The following is a 14516-nucleotide window of genomic DNA, read 5'->3' on the forward strand; positions in this document are numbered from 1 at the left end:
CGCGTCAGACGCCGGTCGGCCGCCGGTCGTCAGTCGCCGCGGTCGCCACCGTCGACCACTCGACGCGGAGCGGTCGATTTATCGGCCGTGAGCGTCCACGACCCGGTATGAAGGTCAAGTCCCGCCACCACCTCCGAAGCGACGAGATCGACGCGCTGTGCGACTCCATCGAATCGTCTCTCGGCGTCGCCCTCGACGGCGACGCGTTCGAGGCGGTCGAGTTCGCCGACGCCGACTACGAGGTCGTCCTCGTCGACGGCGAGCCGGCGGTCATGTACGTCGACGACCAGCCGTTCCTCACGGTCAAGGGCGCGAACCAGTTCCCGCCGACGACGAACGTCGTCACGGTCGACGCGGGCGCGGTCTCGTTCGTCTCCAGCGGCGCCGACGTGATGCGCCCCGGCATCACCGAGGCCGACGACACCATCGAGGCGGGCGACCTCGTCGTCATCGCCGAAGAGACTCACGGCAAGGTGCTCGCCGTGGGGCGCGCGCTCGAAGACGGGGCCGACCTCGTCGGCGACTCCGGCAAGGTCGTCGAGTCAATCCACCACGTCGGCGACGACCTCTTCGAGTTTTCGGTCTGAGCCCGCGGTCCAAGGCACGGCGCGCGCGGCGCGCTCCGCCCGGCTACTCTTCTGCGTACTTCTCCAGCGCCGCCTCGTACCCCTCCCGCGCCATCGAGAACGTCTCGCGGAGGTCGCGAAGGGGCGTCTCCGTCGCGTCGACGCGGAGGTCGTTGTAGTACGGCTCCGTCTCGCGGTCCTCGGTGGAGGTCACGACGACCGCCGCGCTCTGGATGGCGAGGTCGTCGCGCTTGTCGCCGCCCGCGGCGTGTCCCGCGCCGAGCGCGTCGATGAGCCGTTTCGCGAGCGGTTCGTCGGCGTCGGCGTCGGCGTTCCGCTCGTAGGCGTCGGCGGTGGCCTCGACGACGCCCTCGCCCGCGAGGAGGTTGCCAGCGACGGTGTAGTCGTCGCCCTCGCGGTGGCCCGCCCAGCCGAGGCAGTCGTCGCCGGTGAAGGCGAACGTCGCCTCGGAGCCGACGCCGTGGAGCTGTCGTTCCGCCCGGCCGTCGTCGGCGTTCAACAGCGCCCGCAGGGCGTCGTCGACGGCGAGGCCGTCTTCGAGGTAGTCCATGCCCTTCTCCCCGAGTTCGACGTTCGTCAGCGCCTGTGTCGCCACCGCGCCGTGTTCGCTTGCAAACGGGCAGAGCGCGCCGACGCCCGGCAGGCGGGTCGTCACGGCGACGCCGAAGCGGTGCTGGTCGTCGCCGTCGGCGTCGACGTACGGCTCGCGGACGCAGATGCTGAAGGTCATCGTGTTCGTCTCCCCCCGCGCGCCGCGAGGTAAAAACACCCGGCGAAACGCCGCGGCCGGCGCGCGCGTCGGGTGTCCGCCGGAATCGACGCCTCCCGCGACACCACCCTCGTGTGACGGTACTGCCGCCGATTCGGCGGGCCGCCGGGGGGAGAAATGTCTGAAAACCGATAGTCGTCTGACGTAAGAACTAACCCCGTTGTGGCCTCTCTACGTCCTATGGGTATCATGAGTAAGATTCTCGGTGGTGGTGGTTCCCGAACGACCGAGGACTACGTCGAACTCGACCTCGACGACTTCGACACCGCTCGCGGCGACGCCGGTCTCTCGGTTCACATCGCCGAAATCGGCGGCCAGCAGGACGTTATCGCCATCAAGGACGCCGTCTACGACGGCAATCTGGTCATCGCGGACATCACCCGCCACACGACCTCCGACAACACGATGGAACACATCATCGACGACCTCCGACAGGTCGCGCGCGAGGTCGACGGCGACATCGTCCAGAAGGGCGACGACCAGATCGTCATCACGCCCACGGGCATCTCCATCTCGCGGCAGAAGCTCAACGGCTGACGCCGGCGGACGACACCTCCCTTCCGCTCCGATTTCTCCCCGACTCGCAGACGCGAGCGATGCGGTTCGAACGGCCCGAACCGATGGCTATTCGGTCCTCTCGTTCCTAGAGTCGTCCGAATGAGCAAGGACTACATCGAGGTTCGCGGTGCCGAAGAGCACAACCTCAAGAACCTCGACGTTCGCATCCCCCGCGAGACGTTCACCGTCGTCACCGGCCTGTCGGGGTCAGGCAAGTCCTCCCTCGCGTTCGACACCGTCTACGCGGAGGGCCAGCGGCGGTACATCGAGTCGCTTTCGGCCTACGCGCGGAACTTCCTCGGCCAGATGGACAAGCCGAAAGTCGAGGCCGTCGAGGGCCTCTCGCCCGCCATCTCCATCGACCAGAAGAACGGGGCCAACAACCCCCGGTCGACCGTCGGGACCGTCACCGAACTCCACGACTACCTCCGCCTGTTGTACGCCCGCGTGGGCACCCAGTACGACCCCATCACGGGCGAGGAGGTCGGCGAGCAGTCCGCACAGGACATGGTCGACCAGATTCTCGAACTCCCCGAGGGCACCCGCGCGAAGGTCGTCGCGCCGGTCGTCCGCGACCAGAAAGGCGAGTTCAAAGACCTGTTTTCGGAGCTCGTCTCCGAGGGCTACGCCCGCGTCGAGGTCGACGGCGAGGAGTTCGACCTCTCGTTCGAGACGCCCGAACTCGACAAGAACTACGACCACACCATCGACGTGGTGGTCGACCGCGTGAAGGTCGCCCCAGAGGCGCGCTCGCGCATCGCCGACTCCGTCGAGACCGCCCTCGACGAGGCCGGCGGCGTCCTCAAACTCATCGTCCCCGACCCGCCCGAAGACCTCCCCTTCGCCTCTAACACCCGGTCGACCGGGTCGCTCGCGGGCGAGAGCGACGACCGTCTCGTCGTCGAGTTCTCCGAGGAGCTCGGCAACCCGAACTCGTCGTTCCGCTTTTCGGAAATCGAGACGCGGTCGTTCTCGTTCAACAGCCCCCACGGGGCCTGCCCGGAGTGCGAGGGCCTCGGTAAGGCCAAGGAGGTCGACCCCGACCTCATCGTCACCGAGCCGTCGAAGCCGCTCAAGCACGTCTTCGAGCCGTGGAGCTACAACCGGACGTACTACCGCCGCCAGCTCGACAACGTCGCCGACCACTTCGGCGTCAGCGTGGACACGCCGTTCGAGGAGCTTTCCGACGAGGTGCAGGACGCCTTCCTGTTCGGCACGACCGAGGACGTGGTGTTCGAGTGGACGACGAAGAACGGCACGCGCCACAAGGAACACCCCTTCGAGGGCGTCGTCGGCAACCTCGAACGCCGCCACGTCGAGACCGACTCCGACCGGACGCGCGACCACATCGAGGAGTTCATGGCCGTCACGACCTGTCCCGACTGCGACGGCTCGCGGCTCAAAGAGCAGTCCCGCCACGTCCGCGTCGGCGGCACGACGCTCCCCGAGGTCAACCGCATGACCATCGCGGGCGCGCTCGAACACTTCGAGGGGCTCGAAGCCGACCTCTCGGAGCGCGACCGCACCATCGCACAGGAGATTCTCAAGGAGATTCGCGCCCGCCTCGGCTTCATGACCGAGGTCGGCCTCGAATACCTCACCTTGGACCGCGAGGCCGCAACGCTCTCGGGCGGCGAGTCCCAGCGCATCCGCCTCGCCACGCAGGTCGGCTCCGGCCTCGTGGGCGTCCTCTACGTCCTCGACGAGCCGTCCATCGGCCTCCACCAGCGCGACAACGACAAACTGCTCAACACGCTCGAAGGCCTCCGCGACCTCGGGAACACCCTCATCGTCGTCGAACACGACGAGGAGACGATGCGCCGGGCCGACGAGATTATCGACATGGGCCCCGGCCCGGGCAAGCGCGGCGGCGAGGTCGTCGCGCAGGGCGACTTCGACGACATCGTCGCGGCCGACGACTCCATCACGGCCGACTACCTCTCGGGCCGCAAGGACATCGACGTGCCCGACACGCGGCGCGACGGCGAGGGCGAACTCGTCGTCCGCGGCGCGCGCCAGCACAATCTCGCCGACCTCGACGTGCCGATTCCCCTCGGGACGTTCACGGCCATCACCGGCGTCTCGGGGTCGGGCAAGTCCACCCTGATGCACGAGATTCTCTACAAGGGACTGGCCCGCCGGATGAACGACAACACCTCCGTCGACCCCGGGGAGCACGACGCCATCGAGGGCTACGACGAAATCGAGACGGTGCGGCTCATCGACCAGTCGCCCATCGGCCGCACCCCGCGGTCGAACCCGGCGACGTACACCGGCGTCTTCGACTACGTCCGCGAGCTGTTCGCCGAGACGAAGCTCTCGAAACAGCGCGGCTACGAGAAGGGCCGCTTTTCCTTCAACGTCAAGGGCGGCCGCTGTGAGGCCTGCAAGGGACAGGGCAACGTCAAAATCGAGATGAACTTCCTCTCGGACGTGTACGTCCCCTGCGAGGAGTGTAACGGCGCGCGCTACAACGCCGAGACGCTCGACGTGACGTACAAGGACAAGACCATCGCCGACGTGCTCGACATGGAGGTCGACGAGGCGCTCGACTTCTTCGAGGCGAACTCGCAGATTCGTCGCCGCCTCCAACTGCTCCACGACGTGGGCCTCGGCTACATGCAGCTCGGCCAGCCGTCGACCACCCTCTCCGGCGGCGAGGCCCAGCGCGTCAAACTCGCGGAAGAACTCGGCAAGAAGCAGACCGGTGACACGCTCTACCTGCTCGACGAGCCGACGACGGGTCTCCACAAGGAAGACGAGCGGAAGCTCATCGAGGTGCTCCAGCGCCTCGTCGACAACGGCAACACCGTCCTCGTGGTCGAACACGAACTCGACCTCGTGAAGAACGCCGACCACATCGTCGACCTCGGCCCCGAGGGCGGCGCGGGCGGCGGAACTATCGTCGCCAGCGGCACGCCCGAGGAAGTCGCCGAGAACCCCGACTCCCACACGGGTCGGTACCTCCGCGACTACCTCCCCGACGTGGACGAAGAGGGCCCGCGTTCGGACCGCCGCAAGCCCGCGAAAGTGGCGAACGACGACTGAGACGGCCGCACTGCGGAGTTCTGTTTTTTCGACGCCCGTCTCGCACTAACGGTCGCTCGCAGGCGGCTTGCTTTCGCCAATCAAACTACTCTGGGGAAAGACATTTCTGACCGTTTCACATCAGGACTATGTGTATGTCTCGCATACTCAAAACGTCGGGGTTCCTCGGGCTCGCGACGATGATGGTGGTGGGGCTGTACCAGTACACGCTACTGGAATCGGGAGGCGTGCCGTCGTGGCTGGTGGGCGGCCACGCGCACTTGGGCGTGCTCTCGATTCTCGCGGTCGTGATGGGCTTTGCGGTCGACGCGTTCGCGCTGACGGGGCGACTCCGGGCGGCGGTGAGCGGGCTGTTCGTCGTCGGGCAGTGGCTGTTGCCGCTCACTATCTGGGTCGGCGTCGGCTTCGGACTGCTCTTTTTGATTCCGACGACGTTCCTGTGGGGGCTCTGTCTCATCGTCTCCATGCTCATCATGGCGTGGCAGGCGTGGGTCAGCGAGCCGACGACGCCCGGCGGGATGTCCGGTCCCGCGACGCCGGCCGACGACTGAACGCGCGCTTCGGCTTTTTTCGGCGACGACATCCTCAGCGCCGCCAGAAGCGTCACCGCTGGCCTCAGCGCCTCCGGTACCACCAGTAGCCGACGCCCGCGAGCGCGAGCGCCACGACGAGCGCCGGGAGGACGGGGAACGTCGTCGCCGGTTGGACCACCTCGACGGCGACCTGCTGGGTGCCCGTCGAGAGCCGTCTGCCGGCGTCGTCCTCGTAGCTCACGTTGACGCCGACGACCTGCGTCTTCGGGACGGCGTCGCCGCTCACTTCGAGGTCGAAGACGACGAGCCGCGTCTCGCCGGCGTCGAGCCGGGGGACGAACGCCACGGCGTCCTCGCTCGAAAGCGGCTCCTCGACGACGAGTCTGACCGTCACGTCGGTCTGCGGCGTCGACTCGGTGTTCGTCACCGCGAGGACGAGCCGACCGGTCGAGTCCACCTCGAACGTCGCGTTCCGCGGTTCGACCGCGACGGCGGGGTCGTCGGTGCGCACCGCCGCGAGCACGTCGGTCCGGTCGGCCGCGCGCAGTTCGTCGCCCGGCGGTCGGTACTCGACGACGAACGGGAGTCGGCGCGTCCCCGGCGTCGACCCCTCGGCGATGCCGATGGCGTACTCGAACTCGGCCGACTCGCCGGGCGCGAGCGTGCCGACGGTCACGTCGACGTCCGTCGGCGTCAGCGCCGGGTCCTCGGTTTCGAGGCGGAGCACCACGTCGCGGGCCTCGGTCCCGCCGACGTTCTCGACGGTGCCGACGACCCGACCGACGCCGCCGACTCTGAGCGTGCTCTCGTCGACCGTCACGGCGAACGCCGGGCCGGCACCGGGGTCGAGACCGGCGACGAGCGACTGGGTCTTCCGGTCGCCGCCGGGGTTGCGGAACGAGACGGTCACGTCGAGCGAGTAGGGCCGGGCGAGGGCGTCGTCGGCGACGCGGGTGCGGAAGCTCACGCGCCTCGTCTCGCCGGGTTCCCACGCGCCGACGTAGGCCTCCGCGGCGGGCGCGCCGGCCCCGAAGGTCACCTCGGAGTCGGAAGACGCTACGCCGACGGTCGTCGCCGCGGCGGTCGCGTCGCCGACGTTCACGAGTTCGAGCGTCAGCGTGCCGGTGTCGCCGACGGCGACCGCGGCGTCCACGTCCGCGAGTTCGAAGTCGGCCCCGCGGGTCGGCCGAACCCCGGCGACGAACGCCCGCGAGGTCCGCGTTTGGCCGTCCTCGTCGCGGTAGCTCACGGTCAATTCGACCGAGTAGTCGCGGACGATGGCGTCGTCGGCGACGCGGGTGCGGAACTCGACGCGCTCTGTCGCGCCCGCGTCCCACTCGCCGACGAAGGTCTCCGCGGAGGCGACGCCGCTCCCGAACGTTATCTCCGGGTCCGTCGAGGCGACGGTCACGGTCGCGTCCGCGGCCCCGACGGGGCCGACGTTCTCGATGTCGATTGCGAGGGTCCCGCTGTCGCCGACCGCGAGGGCGGCGTCGACCGTCCGGACCTCGAACGCGGGGCGGCGCTCGACGACGACTTCGAGGTCCCGCGTGACGGTTCGGCTCCGGTGGGTGGCGTCGACGTCGTCGCCGTCCACGAACACCGAGGCGGTGTAGTCGTAGCTGAACGTGACGGGTATGTCGTAGGTTCCGGGGCGAGCGCCCTCGGCGACGCGGAGGCGGAGCGACACCGGCCCGGCGACGCCCTCGGGGACGGTCCCGACGGGAACCTCGCCGCTGAGGACCGTAATCGGCCCGCTCGAATCCGCGCTGATGGTCAGCGCGCGGGCCGTCTGGACGAGCGCCTCGTACTCCTCGGGGCCGTCGTCCGTGACCGTCCCGCTGTTGACGACGAACACCTCGACCGCGGTCTCGGTGCCCGCGACGAGTCGGTTCTCCGGCGCGATAATCGTGAGGTCGGGACTTCCGGCCACCTGACTGACGGCCGCGGCGCTCCCCGTTGCACCGAGGAGGGCGGACAGGACCAGTAGGGTGGCGAGGAGCGCCGCGCTCGCGCGCCGGCCGCGGGGAGTCATGGTGAGGAGACGGGCGGGCGACCCCGCTTCAGTCACCATAGATACGCGGTATGTAATCTTAACAACACGCTCGACTCTCGGCCGGCGGTAACGTCACGCAAGGGATACGTTCGGGGCGCGCCTACGTGTAGTATGTCCGTCCCCGCCATCGACATCGACGGTCTGACGAAGTTCTACGGGGACGTTCGCGGGGTCGAAGAGCTCTCGTTTTCGGTCCCGGAGGGCGAGCTGTTCGGCTTTCTCGGCCCCAACGGCGCGGGGAAGTCCACGACGATTCGTCTGCTTCTCGGCCTGCTCAAACCGACCGACGGCACGGCGCGCATTCTCGGCGTCCCGGTGGACGACCGGGACAGCTTCCTCGACGTGCTCGCGCGCGTCGGCCACATCCCCGGCGACCCGCGGTTTTACGACGACGTGAGCGGCCGCAAGACGCTCGACTACTTCGCCGGGCTCTCCGGCGACGCCCGGCGCGACGAACTCCTCGACCGCTTTCCGGTGCCGCTCGACCGGCCGGTCAGGGCCTACTCGCGCGGGAACCGCCAGAAACTCGCCATCGTGCAGGCGTTCATGCACGACCCGCGGGTGGTCGTGATGGACGAGCCGACCTCGGGGCTGGACCCGCTCGTCCAACAGGAGTTCTACGAGTTCCTCCGCGAGGAGCGCGACCGCGGGGTGACGGTGTTCTTCTCGACGCACATCCTCGGGGAGGTCCGCGAGGTCTGCGACCGGGTCGCCATCATCCGCGGCGGTCGGCTCGTCGCCGTCGAGGACATCGACGACCTGCTCGCCCGAAGCGGGAAGGTCGTCACGGTCCGGTCGCCCGACGCCATCGACCTCGCGGACTTCGAGTTCCCCGAGACCATCGACGCGCGCATCGAACCCGATGGCTCGCTCCGACTCGTCACCTCGGGCAACTACGACGCCCTCGTGGACGCCCTCGACGGCTACCGCGTCGACGACCTCGAAGTCCGCGAGACGGCCATCGAAGACGTGTTCATGCACTTCTACGACGAGAGCGAGGCGGAACGCGAGGACGACGCCGATGCCGACGCCGCCGACGCTGATTCCCGCGACGGCGAGAGCGATGCCGCCGCGGAGCCGTCGCCCGCGGATGCCGAGGAGTCCGCGGATGCGTGAACTCGACATCGCGGCCTTCGAGTTCGCCCGGCGACGGCGCGGCCTCCTCGTCGTCTGCGTGCTCCTCGTGGCGACCGCCGGGCTCACCATCGCCGTCTACCCGTCGTTCGGCGAGTCCGACATCGACTTCGCCGAACTGCTGGAGTCGTATCCCGAGGAGTTGCAGTCGGCGTTCGTCGGGAGCATCACCGACATCTCCTCGCTGGAAGGCTACCTCGTGGTCGAACTCTACCAGCTCGTCTGGCTCCTCATCGTCGGGAGCTACTTCGCCTACGCCGCGGGGTCGCTCGTCGCCGGCGAGGTCGACCGCCAGTCGGTCGAGCTCGTCCTCGTGCGGCCCGTCTCGCGCACCCGGTTCGTCGTCGGCAAGTTCCTCGCGATGCTCCCGGCGGTCGCCGTCGTCGACCTCGCGCTCCTCGCGGCCGTCGTCGTCGGCGCGGGCCTCATCGACGAGGAGATTCACCTCGGCCGCCTCCTCGCGGTCCACGCCGTCGGCGGCCTCTACCTCGTCGCCTGCGTCGCCGTCGGCCTCCTCGCGTCGGCGTTCTTCGGGCGCGTCCGCCGGGCGCAGGGCGCGGCCATCGGCGTCGTCTTCGGGACGTTCCTCCTCGACTCCCTGACGGTCGACACCGACTACGAGTTCCTCGGAGCCCTGTCGCTCACGCGCTATCTCGACCCCGGCGAACTCCTCGTCGCCGGCGACGTGGACTGGGGCGGCGTCGCCGTGCTCGTCGCCGTGACGTGCGCCCTCGTCGTCCTCGCGGCCGAGCTGTTCGAGCGACGCGACCTGTCGTAGTCGTCATCCCGTCGCCCCGGACGCGGCCCGCGCCCGCTTTTTCACCGTGGAACGCCTACGTCCCCCATGCATCTCTACGCCGCCGCCAACGGCGCGGCGCTCGCGGTCTCGGGTTCGCCCGACGACTTCACCGCCCGCCGGCGACTCGACGAGCACCGAATCGAGTGCGTCGCGGCCGACCCGGGCGCGCCGGGCCGGGCGTTCTGCGGAACGTTCGACGCCGGCGTCTTCCGAACGACTGACGGCGGGGCGTCGTGGTCCGCGGTCGGCACCGACGCGCTCCCCGAGTCGGTGACGAGCCTCGCCGTCTCCCCGGCCGACCCCGACGTGGTCTACGCCGGCACCGAGCCCTCGGCGGTCTTCCGCTCGCTCGACGGCGGGGAGACGTGGGCAGAACTCGCGCCGCTTTCGGACCTCGACTCGGCGTCGTCGTGGGCGTTTCCGCCCCGCCCGCACACCCACCACGTCCGCTGGATAGAGCCGGACCCGACCGACCCCGACCGGCTGTTCGTCGCGGTCGAAGCCGGGGCGCTCGTCCGCTCTTTCGACGGCGGCGAGACGTGGCAAGACCGCGTGCCGTCCGGGAAGCGAGACACGCACTCGATGGCGACGCACCCGGACCGACCGGGCCGCGTCTGGGTCGCCGCGGGCGACGGCTACGCCGAGACCGACGACGCGGGCGAGACGTGGACGTCGCCGACCGCGGGGCTCGGACACGGCTACTGCTGGAGCGTCGTCGTCGACCCCGCGGACCCGGAGTCGGTGCTCCTGACGGCCGCCTCCGGCCCGATGCGAGCCCACCGGGTCGAGTCGGCGGAGGCGTATCTCTACCGCCGGGCGTCGCGGGACGGTGGCGGCGATGGTGAGTGGGAACGCCTCGACGAGACCGGCCTGCCGACCGGGCCGGGCGCGACCCGCGCGGTCTTGGCCGCCGGACGAACCGGCGGCGAGTGCTACGCCGCGAACGACCGCGGGCTCTACCGGACGACCGACTTCGGCGACTCGTGGGACCGAATCGTCGTCCCGTGGGACGGGACGCGGCGGACCGCGGCGGGGCTGGCGGTCGTCGCGTAGCCGGGCGGTTTCCGTCGGGGCGGTCCCCTCGTCCGAAGCGAGAAGATTCATTGGTCGGCGCGGCGACGCCCAACCATGTACGATTTCGCCGTCGTCGGCGTCGGTCCCGCCGGCGCGCGGTTCGCCCGCCGCGCGGCCGACGCGGGCTACGACGTGCTCGCGCTGGAGAAAGGCGAGGTCGGGACGCCCCTCGCGTGCTCCGGCCACGTCAGCACCGACATCTGGGAGTACGTCCCCGACGAGGCGCGCGACCGCCTGTTTCAGAACCGCATCTACGGGGCGAACTTCCGCGTCGGCGGGCCGAACTCGAAGGCCTACCCGTTCTACAAGCAAAGCGAGGTCTCGAACGTCATCGACCGCGTCGAACTCGACCGCACCCTCGCCGACTGCGCCCGCGAGGCCGGCGCGGACGTGCGCGAGGGCCACACCGTCACCGCCGTCGAGGAACTCGACGACCGGGTCCGACTGACCGTGAGCGTCGCCGGCGAGGCCGGCACCGTCCAGTTCGAGGCGAAGATGGTCGCCGGCTGTGACGGCCCGACCTCGCGGGTTCGCCGGGCGCTTTCCCTCCCCGAACCGTCGGAGACGCTCCACGGCGTCCTCGCGTTCGACCCCGAGCCGGACGACGGCGACTTCGTGGACGTGCACCTCACGGTCCCGCGGTTCTTCGCGTGGCGCATCCCCCGCGGCGACGCCGGCGTCGAGTACGGTCTCGCGGCCCCGCCGGGCGCGGAGGTCAACGAAATGTTCGACGCGCTCACCGACACCTACGACGTGGAGACGGAGCACTTCTGTTCGGGCGCGATTCCCATCGGCCCGCCGGACCGGACGACGACTCGGCGGGCGTTCCTCGTCGGCGACGCGGCCGCCCAGACCAAGCCGTTCACCGGCGGCGGCATCCTCTACGGGATGACCGCGGCCGACATCGCCGCCGAGACCATCGACCCCGACGACCCCGAGACCTTGTCGGCCTACGAGTCGGCGTGGCGCGACGAGCTCTCCCGGGAGATTCGGTTGGGCCACCTCGTGCGCCGGTGTTACTCCTTTCCCGAGTGGCTCCAGCGGGTCGGCCTCCGGTCGCTGTCGGGCGAAATCGGCGTCCACATGGACAAGCCGAGCTCGTTTTTCTCGCGCGAGCACCTGAAGAAACTGCTCTGAGACGGTCGGGAGCCGCCCAACTCTCCGCTCTCGTTCCTATTCCGCGCCCGGATACGTCGGAATCCGCGCCGAAACCGCGCTCCCCTCGACGAACGGGAGGGACTCGCGGGTCGCGCCGACGCGGTCGCCGTCGACCGCGACTTCGAGGGCGTCGGTATCGAGGCCGTAGTCGACGAGCGCGAAGCCGATGGGCGCGTCGAGCACCGGGCTCTCTACGGCGCGGGTGACGGTGCCGACCGACCCGCCGTCAGCGGAGACCTCGGCACCGGAGTCGGGGAGGGCGTCGGCGCGGAAGCCGACGAGTCGGCGCGAGGGCCGCCCGCGGTTTTCTATCTTCGAGACGAGTTCCTGACCGACGAAACAGCCCTTGTCGAAGTCCAGCGCGTTGCGGACGCCGACGACGTTCGGGACGTTGCCGCGGAGTTCCGACTCGAAAAGCGGCGTACCGGCCTCGGCGGTGAGGCTGTCCCACGTCTGATAGCCGACGGGAACCGAGGGGTTGCCGTAGAACAGGAGCGCGTCGAGCACGTCTTCGGCGTCCTTCGCGCGGCAGATGACGTCGTAGCCCTCCTCGCCGGTCGGGTTGTCGGAGGCGACGACCGTGACGCCGAGTTCGCCGCCGATGGAGCCGCGGACGAACGAGAGTTCCGGTTCCGGCGCGCCCGCTCCCGAGAGGACGCTCGCCACCTTCTCGGTCGACTGCGGGCCGTGGACGCCGAAGACGCCGAACTCGTCGGAGGCGTCGCGTATCTTGACGCGCTGGAGGAACGTCTTCGAGCGCCACTCCTCGACGAGCGGTTCGGCGCGGTCCCGCGGCGTGAAAATCAGCAGTCGCTCGCCCGCGTTGTAGACGTACATCTCCGTCTCGATGCGGCCGTCGGGGTCTAAAAGCAGGGCGTAGACGCCCTCGCCGTCCTCGTCGGGGACGGTGTTGGTCACCGCGTTGTCGACGTAGTCGACTCTGTCTTCGCCCTCGACGACGACCACGCCGTAGCCGTGTTCGATGACGCCGACCCCGTTTCTGACGGCGCGGTGAGTCCGTTCGGGGCGGCCGTAGTGGCTCACGACCTCGATTCCGCCGCGCGTCTCGAACGTCGCACCGTGTGCCTCGTGGATGTCGGCGACGAGTGTCATTGCCCCCCGTTTCGGTTTCAGCGCGTAAAACCCTCCCACTCCCGGACGACTCGCCCGGCTTTTGGTACGGAACCGTTCGGTCTTCGGCGCGGGACCGGCCCGGCGTCTCACGACCCGGCTGACGGGGTAGTCAAAACGAGTCTGTGGTCCGCGTCGCCGCGCTCAGAGTCCGAACCGCTCGCGGAGTCTCTCGAACAGCGACGCGTCTTCTTCGACGGCTTCGCTCGGGTCCGGAACGACGCGCTCGTCGGCGTGGATGAGTACCCGCGTGTCGGCCTCTTCGACCACGATGAGACTCTCGTCTTTGAGCGCTGACAGCGCCTCTTCGATGGTGTCGATGTCGGCGTCCACGGCGGCACGGAGTTCGAACACCGTCATCCCCTCGTCGTGGCGGTCGACGAGCGCGTCGAGCACCGCGACCTCGATGTCGCGGCGGTTCCGAAACTCCCGCCTCGCTCTCATAGCGGGTACATCGTTGGCCTCCTGTTTACTTGTACCGCCCGTCTGACGGGCGTCGGACGGGCAGGGGGTACCTTTTTGTTTCCGAACCCCGGAATCCTCGCGTAATGGGACTTACTTGCCGTCTTCTCGGGCACTCCTACGGAGACCCCGAGACGGAACGGGAGCGCGAGGAACGCGGCGACGAGGTGGTCGTCTCGATTCGGGAGATACAGGTCTGTTCGCGGTGCGGAAACGAACAGGTAATCAGCGAGAACAAGGAGGTCACGGCCATCCGAACGCCCGAAGAGGTCGGGATGACGGAGGGCGAAGTCGAGACCGCGGCCGCGGGCTTCGAACCGGCGAAGCCGCAACCCGGCGTCTCCGAGGCCGAAGACGCCGCCATCGAGACGGCACCGGACGCGGAGACGCGGGCCGACGCCGCCAACGCCGAGGCCAACGCCGCCGCCAGCGACGCTGAGACGGGTGCGGGCGCGGACGCTGACCCCGCGGCGCAACAGCCGAGCGAGGCCGAGACTGCGGACGCGCCCGACGCCCGGCCGGCCGACCAGCCGGACGCGAGCGCCGACGCCGGTGGCGCTGACACCGGGAGCGCCGAACGCGCCGACGCCCCGCCGGTGACCGACGACGGCATCATCCTCGGCGACGACGAATCGCAGTCGGAACCCCGCGACCGGACGCAGTGGCCCGACGAGGTCGACGAGGTGGAGACCGACGACCCGACGCCGCCGGCCGACGGCGACGACGCGGAGTTCATCGACGCGGACGCCGAGGCGGGCGTCGAGGCCGACGCCGAGGCGGAGGCCGAACAGGGCCAGACCCGCGAACGCGGGGCGTGGCCCGACGCGCCGGGCGACGACGAGGGCTGGAACGCCCAGCCGGACGACGGCGAGCCCGTCTCGGTCTCGTTCGGCGGCGGGCTGACGCCGGAGGAGAGCGCACCGCAGAGCCAGCGGTCCAACGGCCAGTACGTCGAGGCGGAAGACGAAGACGAGTTCGTCCGCGCCGACGATTCGAACGTCGGCAACGAGGCCCCCGACGACGCCGTCGAGTACTACTGCCCGAACTGCGGGCACGCCCGCGGCGCGTCCTCGTCGTCGATGCGGGCCGGCGACATCTGCCCCGAGTGTAAAAAGGGCTACATCGCCGAGCGGGAATCCTGACCGCGGCACGCCCTCGCAGGCGTCGCAGAGTCGCGAAACAGGTAAACCATCCCCTGTCGAAAAGG

General features: G+C 69.4%; 13 protein-coding genes. 9 read left to right on the forward strand and 4 right to left on the reverse strand.

Annotated elements, in window-relative coordinates; translation table 11 throughout:
- The first annotated feature begins 107 nt into the window (after positions 1-107).
- On the forward strand, positions 108-587 hold the full coding sequence (locus IEV64_RS06935) for an RNA-binding protein (RefSeq protein WP_004969073.1): 480 nt from the start codon (positions 108-110) through the stop codon (positions 585-587).
- Positions 588-630: 43 nt separating this feature from the next.
- Here the strand turns inward: IEV64_RS06935 and IEV64_RS06940 are convergent, their stop codons facing one another.
- On the reverse strand, positions 631-1317 hold the full coding sequence (locus IEV64_RS06940) for a DUF1028 domain-containing protein (RefSeq protein WP_007274974.1): 687 nt from the start codon (positions 1315-1317) through the stop codon (positions 631-633).
- A 219-nt stretch (positions 1318-1536) separates the two neighbouring features.
- Here IEV64_RS06940 and IEV64_RS06945 point away from each other — a divergent pair, with 219 nt between their 5' ends.
- The 3 genes from IEV64_RS06945 to IEV64_RS06955 all read left to right on the forward strand — a co-directional run bounded on the left by IEV64_RS06945 (position 1537) and on the right by IEV64_RS06955 (position 5513).
- Complete coding sequence (locus IEV64_RS06945; RefSeq protein ID WP_004969075.1) at positions 1537-1893, forward strand: cell division protein SepF; 357 nt, start codon at positions 1537-1539, stop codon at positions 1891-1893.
- 120 nt (positions 1894-2013) lie between these two features.
- Entirely contained in the window at positions 2014-4962 is a 2949-nt protein-coding gene (uvrA, locus tag IEV64_RS06950; protein ID WP_188423507.1) for an excinuclease ABC subunit UvrA, read from the forward strand.
- A gap of 128 nt (positions 4963-5090) precedes the next feature.
- Positions 5091-5513: a DUF8059 family membrane protein gene (locus IEV64_RS06955; protein WP_007274972.1), complete on the forward strand. Its 423-nt coding sequence runs from the start codon at positions 5091-5093 to the stop codon at positions 5511-5513.
- 64 nt (positions 5514-5577) lie between these two features.
- Here the strand turns inward: IEV64_RS06955 and IEV64_RS06960 are convergent, their stop codons facing one another.
- A complete protein-coding gene (locus IEV64_RS06960; protein ID WP_188423631.1) occupies positions 5578-7530 on the reverse strand; it encodes a COG1361 S-layer family protein in 1953 nt (650 codons plus the stop codon).
- Between the two features lie 132 nt (positions 7531-7662).
- Between IEV64_RS06960 and IEV64_RS06965 the strand changes: the two genes are divergently transcribed.
- The 4 genes from IEV64_RS06965 (at position 7663) to IEV64_RS06980 (ending at position 11695) form a co-directional block, all read left to right on the forward strand.
- Positions 7663-8667 (forward strand): ABC transporter ATP-binding protein, encoded by a 1005-nt coding sequence (locus IEV64_RS06965; RefSeq protein ID WP_007274970.1) that lies wholly within the window; start codon positions 7663-7665, stop codon positions 8665-8667.
- Complete coding sequence (locus IEV64_RS06970; protein ID WP_007274969.1) at positions 8660-9463, forward strand: ABC transporter permease subunit; 804 nt, start codon at positions 8660-8662, stop codon at positions 9461-9463. The genes IEV64_RS06965 and IEV64_RS06970 overlap by 8 nt, the downstream gene beginning before the upstream one ends.
- A 66-nt stretch (positions 9464-9529) precedes the next feature.
- Positions 9530-10537, forward strand: coding sequence for a WD40/YVTN/BNR-like repeat-containing protein (locus tag IEV64_RS06975; protein ID WP_188423508.1), 1008 nt, complete (start codon positions 9530-9532; stop codon positions 10535-10537).
- A 75-nt stretch (positions 10538-10612) separates the two neighbouring features.
- Entirely contained in the window at positions 10613-11695 is a 1083-nt protein-coding gene (locus tag IEV64_RS06980; RefSeq protein WP_188423509.1) for a geranylgeranyl reductase family protein, read from the forward strand.
- A 36-nt stretch (positions 11696-11731) separates the two neighbouring features.
- Here IEV64_RS06980 and ygfZ read toward each other — a convergent pair whose 3' ends face one another.
- Together ygfZ and IEV64_RS06990 are read right to left on the reverse strand one after the other, a co-directional pair.
- Positions 11732-12829, reverse strand: coding sequence for a CAF17-like 4Fe-4S cluster assembly/insertion protein YgfZ (ygfZ, locus tag IEV64_RS06985; RefSeq protein ID WP_007274966.1), 1098 nt, complete (start codon positions 12827-12829; stop codon positions 11732-11734).
- A 162-nt stretch (positions 12830-12991) separates the two neighbouring features.
- The gene (locus IEV64_RS06990; RefSeq protein ID WP_004969084.1) at positions 12992-13291 is read right to left on the reverse strand and encodes a DUF6432 family protein; all 300 of its coding nucleotides are present in this window, start codon (positions 13289-13291) and stop codon (positions 12992-12994) included.
- 104 nt (positions 13292-13395) lie between these two features.
- On the opposite strand from IEV64_RS06990, the gene IEV64_RS06995 reads away from it, so the two are divergent.
- Positions 13396-14451 carry a DUF7093 family protein gene (locus tag IEV64_RS06995; RefSeq protein ID WP_007274964.1) on the forward strand — a complete coding sequence of 352 codons (1056 nt, stop codon included), beginning with the start codon at positions 13396-13398 and terminating at the stop codon, positions 14449-14451.
- Positions 14452-14516: the final 65 nt, after the last annotated feature.

Source organism: Haloferax sulfurifontis (assembly GCF_014635105.1).
Classification (GTDB): domain Archaea; phylum Halobacteriota; class Halobacteria; order Halobacteriales; family Haloferacaceae; genus Haloferax; species Haloferax denitrificans.

Coding starts and splice junctions, on each gene's coding strand:
- IEV64_RS06960 (WP_188423631.1), bottom strand. CDS start 7,530: ATGACTCCCCGCGGCCGGCGCGCGAGCGCGGCGCTCCTCGCCACCCTA.
- IEV64_RS06940 (WP_007274974.1), bottom strand. CDS start 1,317: ATGACCTTCAGCATCTGCGTCCGCGAGCCGTACGTCGACGCCGACGGC.
- IEV64_RS06935 (WP_004969073.1), top strand. CDS start 108: ATGAAGGTCAAGTCCCGCCACCACCTCCGAAGCGACGAGATCGACGCG.
- uvrA (WP_188423507.1), top strand. CDS start 2,014: ATGAGCAAGGACTACATCGAGGTTCGCGGTGCCGAAGAGCACAACCTC.
- IEV64_RS06975 (WP_188423508.1), top strand. CDS start 9,530: ATGCATCTCTACGCCGCCGCCAACGGCGCGGCGCTCGCGGTCTCGGGT.
- IEV64_RS06945 (WP_004969075.1), top strand. CDS start 1,537: ATGGGTATCATGAGTAAGATTCTCGGTGGTGGTGGTTCCCGAACGACC.
- IEV64_RS06995 (WP_007274964.1), top strand. CDS start 13,396: ATGGGACTTACTTGCCGTCTTCTCGGGCACTCCTACGGAGACCCCGAG.
- IEV64_RS06955 (WP_007274972.1), top strand. CDS start 5,091: ATGTGTATGTCTCGCATACTCAAAACGTCGGGGTTCCTCGGGCTCGCG.
- IEV64_RS06980 (WP_188423509.1), top strand. CDS start 10,613: ATGTACGATTTCGCCGTCGTCGGCGTCGGTCCCGCCGGCGCGCGGTTC.
- IEV64_RS06965 (WP_007274970.1), top strand. CDS start 7,663: ATGTCCGTCCCCGCCATCGACATCGACGGTCTGACGAAGTTCTACGGG.
- IEV64_RS06970 (WP_007274969.1), top strand. CDS start 8,660: ATGCGTGAACTCGACATCGCGGCCTTCGAGTTCGCCCGGCGACGGCGC.
- IEV64_RS06990 (WP_004969084.1), bottom strand. CDS start 13,291: ATGAGAGCGAGGCGGGAGTTTCGGAACCGCCGCGACATCGAGGTCGCG.
- ygfZ (WP_007274966.1), bottom strand. CDS start 12,829: ATGACACTCGTCGCCGACATCCACGAGGCACACGGTGCGACGTTCGAG.